The following is a 16,034-nucleotide window of genomic DNA, read 5'->3' on the forward strand; positions in this document are numbered from 1 at the left end:
TCATCAAGGCAGGCTCTTGTTTACCCCATCCTTTTACCCAATTTGTGGGTAAGGATAAGCCCATCAAGGGAGAGGGAATTTTGCTTTGTCTCCCAACTAACTGCTTAACTTAGTTTTGAGTAGTTACAGATAGTCAATATAACGCCGCCTCTGAGTTGAGAGAGAAAAGACCTCTCCACTCTCAATTCTTATCTGGCCATATCATATAATCTCCCATAGGCCTGGAACATCAAATCCTTATTATAATATTTGCGGCATCTTGCCTGGTTTTTGGCCCCCAGCCGGCTACGAAGCGGGGCATCATTTATCAATTGTTTCAGGAAAGAAGCGAAGCCGGTTTCATCTTCTTTATTCACTATATATGGTCGGTTTTCTTCAGTCACCATCTGTTTGATATCACCCACATCAGTCCCCACAATCGGAGAGCCAGCGGCCATGGCTTCCAGGACCGAAATCGGCATCTGCTCGGTATCAGAGGAAATACAAAAGATGTCGAATTTCTTAATTATTTCCGAAGGGTCTTCCTTATATCCTAACAACCTTACCCTTCCCCGGCTTCTTTTTTCGGCAATAAATTCTTTTAGAGCCGTATATTCCGGGCCATCGCCCACTATCCATAATTCAGCGCCGATATCCGCAGGTAACCGTGAAAAAATCCGGATCAACCGCCCCAGGTTTTTCTCCTTACGCAGCGGCGCTACGGTTCCGATGATAATATCGCCCTGGCCCAAAGATTTACTTTTTCCGGCTCGGGCATACTTAGCACAATCGACCCCATTGGGAACAAACTGCACCATACCCGGCTTGAGTTTCCAGGTCTGAAGCGCTATCTCTTTGAGTGTTAAAGAAGGCACAATAACCGCCAAAACATGAGACAAAAACAAGCGCCTGGTCCAGATCCGACGTCTCTTTTGAGCATATAATTCATCAGGCCTAAACCCCTCTTCTATATGAATATGAGGACATAGAGGCGAAAAATGATTCGCTATGGCCCACTCAATAGCCCCCCAGTTGTAGGTTAGCAGTAGGTCAGGATTAATCTTTTTTAAGGTGCGGCGAAATGAAATGACATTCCTGAAGGTATTTTTCTTATTAAACTTAAGTTGAAGAAAGTTTACCTCTATCCCTGGTTTCAACTTACCTTTAGCCTCATAATGGCTATCCATGGCCAAGATAGTATGCTTATATTTTGGGCCAAAATGGTTAATAATCTCACAGGTCCTAACCTGCGGCCCACCAACATCGAAGGTGGAGAAGATATGCAATAAGTGCTTCGACATAATTAATTATCGTAACTATTCAGCCACGGATTTACACGGATGAAACACTGATTTTTTATTTAAATCCGTGAACCGTGTCCGTAAGGGGGTTGGGCAACCACAGGGGGTTGCCCCTACTATTTATCCGTGTTAATCAGTGGCTGAATAATTACTTCTCTTCTTTCGGTATACCTCAATCCCCTTCCTAATAAACTCAGCCCTGTCCTGTCCCGGCCTCCAGTGCAGATCCCTTTTAATATCCGAGCAGTCGAACCGGGAGATCATACCTCTGGACTTAAGGTCCCTGTAACTGGGAAAAGGAGCTTTTCGCCGTTGAAGACCCACTTTAATAATCCATTTCCCCACTTCCAGCAATTCCATTTTCAGAGGCGACTGCGGAAGGTAGTGCAATTTTCTGCCCAGGGCCTGGCCGAGTTCCCGGATGTATTCGCCGGCGGTCAAGCGAACATCGCCCACAATATTGTAGGATCTTCCGCTGACATCTTCCGCCTGAACGGCCAGCCATATTGCTTCGGCTACATCGTCAACCAAGACAAAGGGCAGCGGATTGTTCCCTCCATTCCAGCCGAGACAATATACATCCTGATTAAATAATCCTACGCCGCTGTGAAAAGGCCCCCCCCCATCTCCAATAACGATTCCCGGCCTTAAGATGCAAACAGGCAGACCCTTTTCTTCATGCAATTTGAGGAGCAATTCCTCACAGGTGGCCTTTCCCCGGCTGTAAAAGGCCCTTTTATGTCGCCAGGGGTCAGAGGGGGTTCTACCGGTGATGACCTCATTTTTATCACCGAGATACAATGAGGCAATGGAGCCTACATAAATCAGCCGCTTAACCCCATTTTTCAGGCAGGCTTCGGCAATATTGGCCGTGCCTTCTACCATTGAAGCCTTTATTTCCTCCCAGGTATCTCCCCCACCGCCATGGGCCAGATGAATCACTACCGGAATTCCGGCCATAATTTCTTTTATCTGGTGCTTGTCTGAAATATTACCTGAAACCGTTTTGACCCGTGGATCTGAAAATACGGCGGGAAGCAGCCGGGTGTTTCTGGCTACTACCAAAACCCTCTGGCCGGCTTCGATCATTTTTCCCACTAATTTTCGGCCAATAAAACCGGTTCCCCCGATAAGCAAGGCATCATACCGGCCCTTGGGAGTATTTCCAAAGATTTCGGGTCTTTTGGCCACCAAGCTGTCCCTGACCGCTACATCCTTAGTAATCTGCTCACAAATCTCGATGATCGAAGCAGCCCTTTCCCCATCAATAAAAAGCTGTCTCCCGTCACCACCCTTATGAAAGGCCTGGATGCTGTTTTTCATACTGAGAAAATAACTGTCGGATCGGGGCTTGATTTTTACCGTTGACAAGAGGTAGTCGCTGGCATTTCTGAAACTCTGTTTAGCCAGGTCTTTGGCCATTCCCAGACCGTTTAAATAAGAGTTGAAGAACTCCATCCAGCGAGTTTTTTTCTGGAGGCTGCATTGGTTGTTGAGAAAATCCATATTTAACTGGCCGTCTTCACATATCACGATCATTCCAAAGGCCGGGAAATCTTGACCAACCGAACAAAATAATTGAGCCGTAGCTTTTTCGCAAGACATGGAGATCTGCCAGGTATCATAAAAGGATTTCCCCGGAGCCAACTCCTGGCAGCCCGTAGGCACCGAATTCACCCCAATGGCTTGCCCGGCTATATCACAAACTTGCGAAAGCGGATGCGTAGCTTGCTCCAGAACAATATTCTGAGGAGCTTGAAACATCCAGTGTCCGAACTGCTTAGAAGCCAGTTGCCTCAAAGGGAAATTCCAATATGAAATGACATGGTGAATATTCCCCAGAGAGCCTTCCTTTAGCTTTTCTTTACCCATTAGGAAGGCCGGATGATAAACAAAATTATGGTTTATCCCCAGCTTCACGCCCGCCTGGCGAGAGGCTTCAATAAGCTGTTTACATTCATCTGAAGTAACCGCCATTGGCTTTTCCAAAAAGACATTTAGGCCGGCTTCCAGTAACGGCAAGGTCACTTTCATATGTAAGTTCGGGGGCACCAGAACATGGGCAAAATTATAGGATTTACTCTCGATCACTTCCTCAATTGAGCCAAAGACATTGGCTATATTCCATCTTCTGGCGAATGAGACGGCTCGCTCTTTGTGGGTATCACAAACCCCACTAACTCTTACCCCGGAGATGGACTGCAAGGCTTCTACATGGATATGCGCAATATAGCCGGCGCCAATAATACAGATATTATGCATCAACCGCCACCTCCATTAACTCCTGTCGTATCTAAAGCCTGTGACTACCAGTTCTGAGATAGGCTCTAAGTCCAAGAGACATTAATAAGTGTTTGCCAAAGCTCCGAACTCCTTCGGATACGTCGGCCCATAGCTTAGTTTTTTTTGAAAAAAAGAAGGTTGGCAAGTATAACATCTGGCAAGAATTGGCAAAACGCTCTTTATATTCGTCCCCCCAGGCGTTAAATCAAGATATTGAAACCCTTCTTCCCTCATTTTTTTGGCTAATTCAATTATTAACAGAGTCCCTGGCGAGTTCTTGCCTTCCAGAGGATCGTATGAACTCAGTCCCCAATAAACACCTTGATCATCACAGGGACCAAAATGAAAAGCAATGGGTTTATTATTTGACCACAAGACCGTGAAATGATTCGCCTCCGGATAGTTTTGGGCTTCTATATAAAATTTAGCTTTATTGCTATCATTGGTAAACGGTCTTACGCTATGGATGGCTTCCTGTCGAAGGTCACATTGCTCCTTTAATATAGGCATAAGTTCCTGGGTCCTGGCCTTATCACAAACCCTCTCCAGGTAAAACTCCCCCTTTTTTTTATATCTGTTTAGCTTACTCTTAATAGATTTATTTTTTTGCACTTGTCTAAGTTTCTCTAAATCTCTTAGATCCCAAAGAGGAGAAGCTTGCCTTCTGTATTTCACAAAGATACCTTCTTGAGATAGAGACTTTGAAGAAAACCAGTTTATGGGTGTCTGGGGTGGAAGCCATCTCCATTTCCATATCTTTGGATTAAATCTACGCTTAATTCCTATTAAACAGGCCACAGGAAAATCTTCGTCAACTTCAGGATCAGATACCCAGCCATGATATTCCGCCTGATGGGCGCCTGCATGCACAATGGAATCATTATCCAAACTCTTCGCCAGAGGCATTAGTCCCACCAGCTCGCCAGTCTTATTGTAGCCTAAGCATAACACAGGGGTGTATTTATTCTTATATTGTTTATACCAGGTAATGACAAATGGAGGCTCTTGAATAACGGTTACTTTCCTATCTTTTTTAGCCAGTTGACTCCAAGATAAAAGAAAATCCGGTCTTTCTATCAGGGAATCAACCTCGCTATCCGTAATAATTTTTAATGAAAAATCCATCTGATACCTACCCTGAATAGTTACCCTTTGAGATCATCGACCTCTCGCTGGTGACTGCTTTGGAAGTAAAGCCCGACGGCTCATCTTCGTAAGCCAGCCATAACCCTGTTACCCAGCAGACTCTTACCCAGGGTCAAATAGGCCTTCCAGCGATAGGGAAAAAATCGAATAGACTTGATTAAATCCTCTCGGGCCTTATCTTGCTCCCCCCTTACATAATAGGCATTCCCGAACTGATAATAGATATAACTGTAATAAAAGGCAGCTTTATGAGTCAGTTCCTTCACGGATAAATCTGAAAGGGTCTTATTCAAAACATATAACTGACCCGCTTTAATCCGTTCAAAATCACGCGTCATATTTTCGGTATGCAGCCGATACTTACCCAGAACCTGGTCCACATAAACTGCCTTAAAAACCCTGGTGATCCTGAGCCACATATCCCAATCCTGGGCAGCCAGGCTACCCAGGGCCTCGTCAAAAAGACCCACCTTCTCAAAACAGTCCCGGCGGATAAGCACACTGGGGCTTTGAATAAAATTGCCTTTAAGGAGTTCGGGAAAAATCTTTCCACTAAGCCCCTTTTTATTGGCCATACCCAGGGGCTGACGCTCTCCCAAGGCCCCGATATTATAGGTATTGGCGTAAATCAGGCCCACCTCTGGATTTTGATCCAGAATAGGCACCTGAACTTCGAGTTTTTCAGGCATCCAGAGGTCATCAGCGTCTAACAGGCCGATATATTCTCCCTGAGCTACCTTAATGCCCTTGTTCCTGGCGGCTGGGGCGCCCTGATTTTCCTGGTAGAGGTAGATTATTTTCCCCTCAAACCTCTTCAGGACATCCCGGGTGTTATCTGTAGACCCGTCGTCGACCACGATAATTTCCAGATCCTGGAAGGTCTGGGCCAAAACACTCTCGACCGCCTGGCTAATAAAAGAGGCATAGTTGTAGGTGGGAATAATGACGCTGACTTTTGGCATACCAAAGCTCCTTGTAAATGCTTGACATTTTTAGCTTCTTATGCTATAATAGAACCGGGTTAAAGGGATCGGATGGAGGGTGGCATCGTGTCGGTGCACGATCCTGGTTGACACCTAGGAAAGGTTGAAAAACCTTGGGTTCGACTCCCACACCCTCCGCTTTTTTTCTTGACAAAGCGTTTTTTTGTTGGTATAATATAATTGGGTGTCAATCAGGATCGTGCAACCTACGGTTGCTCCTTATAGCTACATTCTTTAACGAGAGTGTAGCTATTTTTTATAGACCTCCAACACCTTCTTGGCTACCTCATCCCAGTTAAATTCCTCAACGGCTCTTTTTCTGGCCCTTTGGCCTAATTGATCTCGCCGGGCCTCATCTTCCATCAAATCAGCCATAGCCTTGGCCAGTTGAGGCGGTGAAGCCAAATCGACAAATATTCCGGTCCCGTTAATGTAATCAGGCAAGCCGGCCGCCCGGGTGCCAATCACCGGCGCGCCGTTGGCCATAGCCATGACCGACTGGAAACAACCAGTACCTTTATAAAGAGGGGCTACACAAAATAAACTCCTTTGATATTCTAAGTTCAGCCGGTCTATATCGATCTGCCTGTCTAACCACAAGATACAGTCATCTACCTGATATTTTCTGGCCAATGCCTCGCCTGCTTCCTGATCATCCCGGGGATATTGACCGTGGATCTTGACTGTTAATCTCTTCCCCTGGTCTTTGAGTATCTTCAAGGCCGCAAAAAGGTCTTCGGTGCCTTTACCGCTCATTAGGTGATGCCCTCCGTAGAAGATAGCGCCCTCTCGAGAAGCCCCGTAGAGAGGGGGTATCTTCACCCCATATCGGAGCACCTTTATCTTCTGGCCATTAACTCCTAATTCTATCAGTTTTTGTTTCATCTCTTCAAAGTGAACCAGGATTGACCTGGCCCGGTTATAAATCCCGTTGAACTGTGGGAATTCGGCTTGAAATTCATCCAGTTCGTGGACAGTAATCACAATCCTCCCTGGCCGGGCTAACTTCAAGAGGGCAAAGACAGCCATTGATCCAAAGGAGTGCATCGTCTGTTGAATATGGATAATCTCTCTCCCTTTTGACCTGGCTATGAATCTCAAGGCCTGACAGATATACAGCCCTCCCTTGCCACTTAACCTTAAAAAGTTTTTCCACTTTTTAGCCGAGGCATACGAGGCTAAAGTAGGCAGCAGGAAAAAATCGCATTTCTGATTATAGAGGTCGTTCGCCACTTTATTAGTCAACGATCCACAGTCACAGTTGGTAGAAATAACCTTTGTTTCACAGCCAAGTTTGGACAGCGCCTGCTGCAGGTGGTCGGTATAAACCGCATAGACACTCTTAAACCAACAAGAAATTAAGCTAACTCGCATGGGGGTTCCCTCCTTACCGTATTTCGGATTGCGGATTGCGGATTGAAGATTTGTAACTATTCAGCCACTAAGGCACAAAGATTACAAATATTCTCTTCGTGCCTTAGTGGCTTTGTGGCTGAATAGTTACGAGTTTTCTATTTCGAAATACATAATCCGTAATCCGCCATCTCTTGAGCTTTTCCTTTATTATCTCTATCTCCTTATCGTGATAGACCCCCATAAAGTAAAGGAGAAAAGGGAACATTGAGGATAAAAGAATTCCACTAACTATCAGCCTGGTAGTCGAAGCCCCTCCTTGAATCAAGTGCCAGCCGCCATAAAGAAGACAACCCGCCCCGCCGATCTTTAGTACCCTCCTCAGTTCGTAAGTAATGGGATATATCCGCTGACTGACTCCCCAGGAAAGACCGGACATAACCAGATATGAAAATAAGGTTGCCCAGGCTGCCCCCATCATCCCGTAAGAAGGGATTAATAGAGAATTCAGACCCAGATTAATCCCGGCAGCCAACATAATAAGTCCAGGTATATATTTGGTCTTACCGGCAATAAGCATGCCTATGCCTACACATTGAACCACCCCATAAAAGAGCAGGGAAACAAGGAGAATAGGCACGACCCGGTAGGCCGAATGAAACTCTGGGGCAGCCATAATAATAATGCCCGGTTTGATCAGAAAAGATAGCCAGAGAACCAACCATACCCCAACTCCCCAAAAATATGTAAATAATTGTCCCAATTCCTCGCTGGCTTTTTCGGATTTGGCCAGAGGGAAATAGATGGACGGCCAGACCGTTAAAAAAGGTGTCAAAAATATAAAATGAAAAATAGAGCTAAATTTATTACCCAGAGAATATAGTCCCAGTTGAGAGGTAGTGGATAGATGCTCCAAAAAATACCGGTCAGAGATATTGATTATCAGATAGGCCATGGCCGTAGGCACCAACGGTAGGCCAAAGCGGAGCATCCTGGCCAGTTCATTCCAATAAAAATGAAAGATCAGCCAAGGTTTGGCTATGATCGTATTCACCGTCAACACCACCAGAGAACTGATTAGATCGGAGTAAACGATCCCGGCCAGCCCCTGGTTCAGGCCAACAATGAAATAGATATTTAGACTCACCGCAATGACAAAACCAAGTAGACTGATCAGGGTATATTTTATCGATTCTAAATTGGCCCGGAGGATCTTAAAGGGGACAATGGAATTAGCCTTTAAAAATCCGGCCATAAAAAGGAGCCTTAGAAGCCCAGAGTAATCGCCTGTGTCTTTTAGCAAGAGAGAAGAGATCGGTCGGGCCAACAGGATCAGACCGCCAAAGATTAAAGCCGAAGCGACTAAGATAAAATAGTAGGCTGAACTAACTACTTCTCTTTTCTCTTCATTACTACCAGCCTCAAAAGAAAAGGCCTTAAATAGACCGCTGTCTACCCCAAGAACAGCCAAGATAGTTACTACTTCTAAAGTAACAAAAAGCAGCTCCAGAATCCCGTAGTCAGCCGGGCTAAGATACCTGGTATACACCGGAATGAGCAGAAAGCCGACTAATTTGCTGGCTAATCCCCCCACCATAAATATACCCGAATGATAACTCATCTTTTTTAGCGTGGAATACAGCATAATTATCGTAACCGTTCATCCCATGAGGCTGGAGGCTCGATGCTCGATGCTGGATGCTCGATGCTCGATCCTTTATCAGCATCGAGCATCGAAGATCGAGGGTCGAGCATCGATGATCGAGCATCGAGCATCGAGGATCGAGGATCGAGCATCGAAGATCGAGGATCGAGCATCGAGGATCGAGGATCGAGCATCGAGCATCCCGTATCATGTGATGAACGGTTACCCCTCACCCCACCTTATTATATAGGGCCACCAGATCATCGGCTATTTTCTCCCAAGAAAAATTTTTCCTGACCATCTCCCGGCCGTTCTTACCCAACCGGCCGGCCTCGGAAGGCTCAGTCAGGAGGAAATAAATAGCTGAGGAAAGGGCTTCGACATCATTAGGCGTGACTAACAACCCTGTCTCCTTATCTTTAATGACCTCGGGGATCCCACCCACCTTTGTCCCAATAACCGGTCTCTCACAGGCCATCGCCTCAGCCATAGGCAGTCCAAAGGCCTCTTTCCAGATAGAAGGATAAACAAAGACCTCACTCGAGTTATAAAAACAAGCCAATTCAGCCTGGGGGAGGATATCTATAAATTCCACCCTCCCCTTGACTTTAGCCGCTAAGCTTTTCAGGCGCTTAGGATAATCGGATTTTAATCTATCCACTTCTAAATCATCCCCATCTCGATTGGTCTCCATAGGGAGAATACCCCAATCAGGGCCAATAATAACCAGCTTTGTCTCCGGCAGTTTTTCGGCCACCTGGCCAAAGGCCTCAATGAGGACATGAACCCCTTTCTCAGGAGAGAGATTGCCGGCGTAGAGAATTACCTTATGCCCGTCCAAAGAGGCCCGTTTCTTAGCGGCTGCCAGGGCCTCCCTTCCTTTAGGAGAAAATAAATCAGCATTTACGCCGTTGTAAAGAGTGAAACACCGGTCACTAAACTCAGGATAAGCCTGCTTTATACTATTAGTGATATAATCGCTTACCCCCAGGATTAAATCCACCTGCTTTAAACTCATCACTACCCTGGCCGGATCAAGCTTGGTCAGCCATACCCCATGGGCATGGAAAACTATAGGCACCCCTGTATTAAGCCTTCTGATAATAGGAACAAATTGAATAAAATTGTGGATATGGATAAGGTCCACTCTTTCCTGCCTGATCTTAAAGGCAATTTGCAGGATATAAATTAGATAATAATACCAGCGATAATAATACCATCCCAAAAAAGGATTAATCTCTGAGCCGAAGGCCTTTTTTATCCCCCGGGCCAGGAAATTAAGCCCTTGAATTATAAACTCATCAAACCGCGGCGAGACCCTGACTATCTTTACGCCCTGTTGAGTCTCCTGGGATAACTGACCTTTGTTTTTTCGACCATAGACAAAGACATGATGCCTCTTGGCCAATCTCCCGGCCATCTCATTAATCCAGATGGCGGCAGAGCCTCCCTTAACAGGCGGAAAATGATGCGTAGGATGATTAATAAAAGCGATCTTCATTCAATAACACTCCCCATCTCTCCCAGCCTCAGCAAGCCCTTGAGTATCCTTGACCTGAAGGCTGGATTGGTCATCGTGATCCGATAATTTCTTCTGGTTAGCTTAGTCCATTCTTCTTTATATGGCTCTTCTCCCCGCATAAAGTCGAATTCTTGATGACCGTTATTCATACAATTTTCAATGAGGAACCTGAAAGTCAAAAGTCCTGGAGCAAAAGATTTATAAGTCGGATCAAAGGCCACGTTCCAAATATAGACCACGTTTTGGTAATCAAACCCTAAGCTGTAGGCAGCTACCTTGCCCCCGATCTCCAGGGTGGATAAATCAGTCCAGCCTCGCTCAGCAAAAGAAGAAACCGCCTCCCGAACAAAGGCCTCTTTGGTTTCAAAGAGGCTGGCCCTTTCTTTTACTTGACTCCTCTGGCGATGAATCTCAACGATCTTGTCCATCAGATAGTCTAAATCCTCAGGAGGATGTTTCCTGACAAATTCAATCCCGCCTTCCTCTCGACCCGCCTTTCGGATTACCCGGTTGATCGCTGTCTTATGCCTCTTATCCAGAGAAGAAAAATATGTTTCCCAATCCTGGTTTAAAGGAAGATAACAGCAATTGACTCCAGAGATAATCTGGGGATTAAAGCCTCTCTTAGCGGCCTCACCCACCAGGGATTCGGTATTAGGCGAATCCTCTCTGATCTCGACCAGATCGATCTCATCCCACCGGTTGGCTCTCTTTCGAAGATGGTCCAGGATCAGACCAATCACCTGAGCCTTATCTCCGTTAATAATAAAATCCGCATAGTCAGAAGGCCCTTCTCCCAGAAACCGAATGGTCCGATGAGGCAGCAGCTTCTTTATTCTCGGAACTGACTCAATCATTAGCGGGGCGATCCCCAGCAGCCGGTCATCCTCTTTAACCAGGATAACCAATAGCTGCTTGTCTTCTCCAAAATGTTTCCACCAGGTGCTTAGCCATTCAAAGGTTGAATGGACATTATCTGACCCGGAAGAGGCCAGCGCCTGGTTCCAAACAGGCGCAAGACCCATAAGATCATCTGTCCTGGTAATCTCGACGACGTTCATTGTTTCCCCTTAAATCCAATAGCCAATAGCCCATTAGCCATTGGCCAATAGCCCATTAGCCATTGGCCAATAGCCCATTAGCCATTGGCCAATAGCCCATTAGCCTATTAGCCATTGGCCAATAGCCCATTAGCCATTGGCCAATAGCCCATTAGCCTATTAGCCATTGGCCAATAGCCCATTAGCCATTGGCCAATAGCCCATTAGCCATTGGCCAATAGCCCATTAGCCCATTAGCCATTGGCCAATAGCCCATAGTCCCTTTGGTCCCTTTGGTCCCTTTGGTCCCTTTGGTCCCTTTGGTCCCTTTGGTCCCTTTGGGTTAAAGAGCCAATAGCCAATAGCCAGTAGCCAATAGGGAAGAATGCACTACTGGCTCCTGCCTATTGGCTGGGTAAAAAAAAGCTCATACCTGAAGAAGAAATTTTTCAACCACTCCCCATCAAGGGTTGCCCAGGAAGGCTCATCAAACACCCTGGTCATTTGCGTCTTATACTTACTTAACGCCTCCCGTTTGATCTTAAGCACATCACCTACTTCTACGGCACATCGAGGCAGAAAGAGTTCAAGAATAGGATCGGTTAAAGTTATCAGACCCCTTCTAAAAGCGGTTATCCGTCTCTTTAAAACTCCGGATGAGTTGAAAGCCAGAGGCTTGGGGGTATTCCACGGCCAGTAGGTCCAGTACCAGATAGGATATTCATAAATCCTGGGTGAACAGCCAACTTCATTGATGGCCTCCAGCACAATCTGCCTGGTCATAAGGTGATCGGTATGGGCCTCTTTAGCGTAAGGAACAAATATCTCCTCCGGCTGGAAATCCTCTATTATCTCGACTACCCTCTCTTTAGCCTGGACTTGATACCTGAACAGCCCTCTATCAGGATACCTCAAAAAACAGATATCCTCCTTATTAAGCCCCAGAATCTGTCCGGCCTCTCTGGCCTCTGCCTCCCGCCTTTCAGCCAGTTCATCCGGCCTCAATTTTGATGATTGATGAGAACTTCGGCCGTCGGCCATAAAAACTACCTTAACCGGTGTGGCCGATTGCCGTTTTTTAATAATGGTGCCTCCGCAGCCTAGGGTTTCATCATCAGGATGAGGCGAAAAGACGAGACAGGAACGGCGCCGACACTTATTCGTTATGTTAGAGGATAATAAGTGACACCCTAAGCGGGTCATTAGTCTTAAGATACCCTTGAGTTTCGAGTTCAATTATCCATCACCTCCGGTGCATTTCCTCTTGACTTAAACCAGGTTGGCCGCCACCAACTCCACTCCACACATTCCCGGCAGGAAGGGACATCATTCAGGTGGCCGGTAATATGCTTCTCTCTGAGCCTGGCCATCTTGTCCCCGTTCCAGACCTTCATTACGCCCTCGGACACATTTCCCAGCGGATATTTAGCGTCAAAATCCCGATCACAACAGACCAGGGTGCCATCCCAGTAAATATGGGCATGGTACCAAAGGTTAGGACAGTGAAACCTATCAGGGGAAACTTTTCTTTTCTGTGACTCAAGCTGGCTAATTCCTGGAAGTTGATTGCCCCAGGAGTCAAATGCCTTGACATTGATGTGATCAACCCCTGGCAGGCTCCACTTCTCCACAAAAGAATCTATCTCATCGCGGGTGGGGTCCATCTCTACAATTTGAATATTAACCGACAGATAACCATTAGTCTTTTCTCTTCTTAAGGCCAGGAAGTTTTCTATATTAGCCTTTGTTTCTTCATAGCTGCCCTGCCGGCGGATCTTTTCATAAGTCTCCTTTTTTGCCCCATCCAGGCAGAGATATATCACTGCCAGTCCTGTCTTCAGGAGGGCTTTGGTCATAGTTTCATTCAGCAGGACGGCATTGGTTGACATCTCTACCTGCACCCCGCAAGAAGCGGCGTAGTCGATCATTTCCGGCATCTGCGGATGCAGGAGCGGTTCTCCCCAGATATGCACGGTGGTGGCCTCCACATGAGGCGCCATCTCATCAATGATTGATTTGAATAGGCCAAAATCCATAAGACCTTTTTTTCTCTCCATCAATCCCAGCCCATTAGGGCACATGATACATTTCAAGTTACATTGGTTGGTCGATTCTAAATAAAGACGATTAGGATAACTGGTTGGTTTGACCTTTTTGTGAGTATAATTCCAATATCTTAGCGGCATCTTTATCGGATTGCGGATTGCGAATCGCGAATCGCGAATCGTGAATCGTGAATCGTGAATCGCGGATTGCGGATTGCGGATTGCGGATTGCAGATTACAGATGACGGATTTTAGATTCATCGTTCGTTCTCCCTCCCGGCTTCGGATTGCGGATTGCGGATTTCGGATTGCGGATTACGGATTCTTCATTCCGCAATCCGCGATCCGCGATTCGCGATTCGCAATCCGCGATTCGCGATTCGCAATCCAATCACCAATTATCTAATTCCAACACGGTTATCTCCGGTGGACACAGAAATCGGAAAGGGATTATATTCCAGCCCACACCCCGGTTAACATAGAGGATGGTTTCACCCACATAGTGAAGCCCAGCGGCAAACTTTCTCCCCAGGCTGGTCTTGGGTAAAATCGCTCCTAGGCCCGGAAGACAAACCTGTCCACCATGGGTGTCCCCGGCCAACATAAGATCGGTGTTGCTTCTAACGGCCTCGTATAAAAGATCAGGGCTGTGACTCAAAAAGATCTTAAAGGCGTCATCAGGGGCATTTCCAAGGAGCGCTTTGACATAGACCCGGTCGGTATCATTTTGCCAATTCTGAGAAGCTCCTCTCAGGTCCTCAAAATCTTCCTCGAGAAGTATTTCGCCTCCCTGCCTGACGATAAGGTCGTCGAAATCCTTGTTACCTTTGGAAAAACCCCACACGCCAACCGTTCCTGATCTATGCCGGTCAGGACCACTGTCGTAACAATCAATAGCCCATGAGGAAGGTTCAGCCTCGGCCTCATTCCACACCTTAGCTTTAATGGCCGTCCGGTCGTCCAGGTCTTCCACTTTAATTCTAAATCTATACCAGATCCCAGGCCTGGGATTTACTTCAACTTCATTGTCACCAATTAAAGGGCCGGTGCCACAGGGAAAGATACGAAAGGTAGGTTTTTCCTCGTATCGACGAAGCCGATACAACTTGTCTTCTCCCCAGGGCAGGGAAGAATAAAAGGCCACTCCCAAACCACTTTCACTAAGAGACGCCCTCATCCGTCCCTCATATTCATAATTAGACCAATAGATCGAGTTCTCTCCAATAAAATGAGAAAAAGAATTACCTAAGGAAGAAGTCGTGGAAATAAAGCGGTTGTTTTGGGCTTCCTTGATTAAAAAAGGTGAATTATTTACATAAAAGTAATCCACGCCAGCCAAATAGATGGAGGCCTTGCCTCTGGTTAAAATTTCCGTTTCATTATCTAAAACACTTACCCCTGAGTTTTCCAGTTCTTGCATAAATCTTTCTACACCTGGTTTGGGATAGGGATCACCCGCCTCAGCATTGCCCCGAATAACAAAGACCCCATATTTGGCCTTAAGACCTTTGAAAAAGCTCAGGCACTTATCCACTTGAGCCGGTCTATAGTAAAGAGAAAGGGGTTCGTATCCGAGCAGATCACCGGTTACTACAATCAGATCAGGCTTGATCTTGTTTACCTCGGCCCTGACCTTCTCTTCTCTGGGGCCAGGCTCGATCATATGGAAGTCGGAAAGTTGAAGAATACGAAGCCCCATTAGATCTTCAGGCAGATCGGGAATGAACAGGGTTTTCTTCTCCACCTGCACACGGTTCAGCTCAATGAAGCTGCCATAAGCCACTAACCCAACTAAGCCAAGCAGAACCAATATCTTTTTCATCTTAAATAACCTCCCGGCCGATTTTTACTCCCTTAACTACAATCTCAAATCCAAATTTTGTTGAGAACCAATGGTGACAAAGTTTATCTATCTGACCGAACCATTGGTCATCAACTATTTCCCCCATCCTCTGGAAGGCCTTCCAGACTGGGGAAAGCCGCCACATTCTTCTGGCCAGGCTGCTCGCCCAGCAAAGCCTGGTCAGCGACTGCATAAAATAATAACCGGTAAATTCCAGGTCGGTCAAATTATTTCTGAGGCATAATTCCCTAAGCTCCCTGTGTTTAAAAGACTTCTCTAAACCATATTCATACTCCAGGCCAAGTCGATTAATAAAAAACTTCCGAATAGTGTGAGGGAAGCAATACCAATTCGGCACCCCGACGATCACTTTTCCCCCCGGCTTAGCCACTCTGACCATCTCTGTCAGGGCCTCCTCATAATTGGGGAAGTGTTCGATTACCCCTTCATTGAAGACCACATCGAAGTGATTATCGGGAAAAGAGAGACTGAAGATGCTGTCTCTTCTAAAGGAGACATTCCTGAGGCCCAATATCTTTGCCCCTTCGGTAGCATTTTCCACCAGGTCCTGGGAGATATCGATCCCGGTTATTTCCGATTCTGGGAAATCCTCGGCTAAGGCATAGCAAAAGCGGCCGGTTCCAAAGCCGGCATCCAGAATACGCCTATCAGAAGGTGTAATCCACTTTAGATACTCTTCATAGGCCCGTTCAGAAAACCAATCAAAGCAGGCCTTCTGGCGTATCTCATCGGCTTTCTTTACATATCTCTTTTCCCATATACCCGTAGGCATATCTACCTCCTTTGGGGATTTCTGAATTCGAATTGCGAATTGCGAATTGCGAATCGCGAATCTATTTTTTAATTCCCGATTCGCGATCCGCAATCCGCAAT

The 16,034-nt window shown here is 46.3% G+C and carries 14 protein-coding genes; all 14 read right to left on the reverse strand.

Annotated features, from left to right (window positions below; translation table 11 throughout):
• Positions 1-188: 188 nt before the first annotated feature.
• On the reverse strand, positions 189-1,280 hold the full coding sequence (locus AB1797_04445; GenBank protein MEW5766862.1) for a glycosyltransferase family 4 protein: 1,092 nt from the start codon (positions 1,278-1,280) through the stop codon (positions 189-191).
• 129 nt (positions 1,281-1,409) lie between these two features.
• Positions 1,410-3,542 carry an NAD-dependent epimerase/dehydratase family protein gene (locus AB1797_04450; GenBank protein MEW5766863.1) on the reverse strand — a complete coding sequence of 711 codons (2,133 nt, stop codon included), beginning with the start codon at positions 3,540-3,542 and terminating at the stop codon, positions 1,410-1,412.
• Between the two features lie 81 nt (positions 3,543-3,623).
• Entirely contained in the window at positions 3,624-4,688 is a 1,065-nt protein-coding gene (locus AB1797_04455; protein MEW5766864.1) for a GNAT family N-acetyltransferase, read from the reverse strand.
• 80 nt (positions 4,689-4,768) lie between these two features.
• On the reverse strand, positions 4,769-5,671 hold the full coding sequence (locus AB1797_04460) for a glycosyltransferase (GenBank protein MEW5766865.1): 903 nt from the start codon (positions 5,669-5,671) through the stop codon (positions 4,769-4,771).
• Between the two features lie 270 nt (positions 5,672-5,941).
• The gene (locus tag AB1797_04465) at positions 5,942-7,066 is read right to left on the reverse strand and encodes a glycosyltransferase family 4 protein (protein MEW5766866.1); all 1,125 of its coding nucleotides are present in this window, start codon (positions 7,064-7,066) and stop codon (positions 5,942-5,944) included.
• A 103-nt stretch (positions 7,067-7,169) separates the two neighbouring features.
• A complete protein-coding gene (locus AB1797_04470; protein MEW5766867.1) occupies positions 7,170-8,666 on the reverse strand; it encodes an oligosaccharide flippase family protein in 1,497 nt (498 codons plus the stop codon).
• A complete protein-coding gene (locus AB1797_04475; GenBank protein ID MEW5766868.1) occupies positions 8,575-8,772 on the reverse strand; it encodes a hypothetical protein in 198 nt (65 codons plus the stop codon). Before AB1797_04475 ends, AB1797_04470 begins: the two co-directional genes overlap by 92 nt.
• Positions 8,693-8,884, reverse strand: a complete 192-nt coding sequence (locus AB1797_04480; GenBank protein MEW5766869.1) for a hypothetical protein — start codon at positions 8,882-8,884, stop codon at positions 8,693-8,695. Before AB1797_04480 ends, AB1797_04475 begins: the two co-directional genes overlap by 80 nt.
• A gap of 35 nt (positions 8,885-8,919) precedes the next feature.
• The gene (locus AB1797_04485; protein ID MEW5766870.1) at positions 8,920-10,191 is read right to left on the reverse strand and encodes a glycosyltransferase family 4 protein; all 1,272 of its coding nucleotides are present in this window, start codon (positions 10,189-10,191) and stop codon (positions 8,920-8,922) included.
• Positions 10,188-11,273 (reverse strand): GNAT family N-acetyltransferase, encoded by a 1,086-nt coding sequence (locus tag AB1797_04490; GenBank protein ID MEW5766871.1) that lies wholly within the window; start codon positions 11,271-11,273, stop codon positions 10,188-10,190. Before AB1797_04490 ends, AB1797_04485 begins: the two co-directional genes overlap by 4 nt.
• Before the next feature lie 369 nt (positions 11,274-11,642).
• Positions 11,643-12,488 (reverse strand): PIG-L family deacetylase, encoded by an 846-nt coding sequence (locus AB1797_04495; protein ID MEW5766872.1) that lies wholly within the window; start codon positions 12,486-12,488, stop codon positions 11,643-11,645.
• Positions 12,485-13,558: a radical SAM protein gene (locus AB1797_04500; GenBank protein MEW5766873.1), complete on the reverse strand. Its 1,074-nt coding sequence runs from the start codon at positions 13,556-13,558 to the stop codon at positions 12,485-12,487. Before AB1797_04500 ends, AB1797_04495 begins: the two co-directional genes overlap by 4 nt.
• Positions 13,559-13,688: 130 nt before the next feature.
• On the reverse strand, positions 13,689-15,119 hold the full coding sequence (locus AB1797_04505) for a metallophosphoesterase (GenBank protein ID MEW5766874.1): 1,431 nt from the start codon (positions 15,117-15,119) through the stop codon (positions 13,689-13,691).
• A 1-nt stretch (position 15,120) separates the two neighbouring features.
• Complete coding sequence (locus AB1797_04510) at positions 15,121-15,933, reverse strand: class I SAM-dependent methyltransferase (protein ID MEW5766875.1); 813 nt, start codon at positions 15,931-15,933, stop codon at positions 15,121-15,123.
• Positions 15,934-16,034 lie beyond the last annotated feature (101 nt).

The sequence above is a fragment of the bacterium genome (assembly GCA_040753085.1).
Classification (GTDB): domain Bacteria; phylum UBA9089; class JASEGY01; order JASEGY01; family JASEGY01; genus JASEGY01.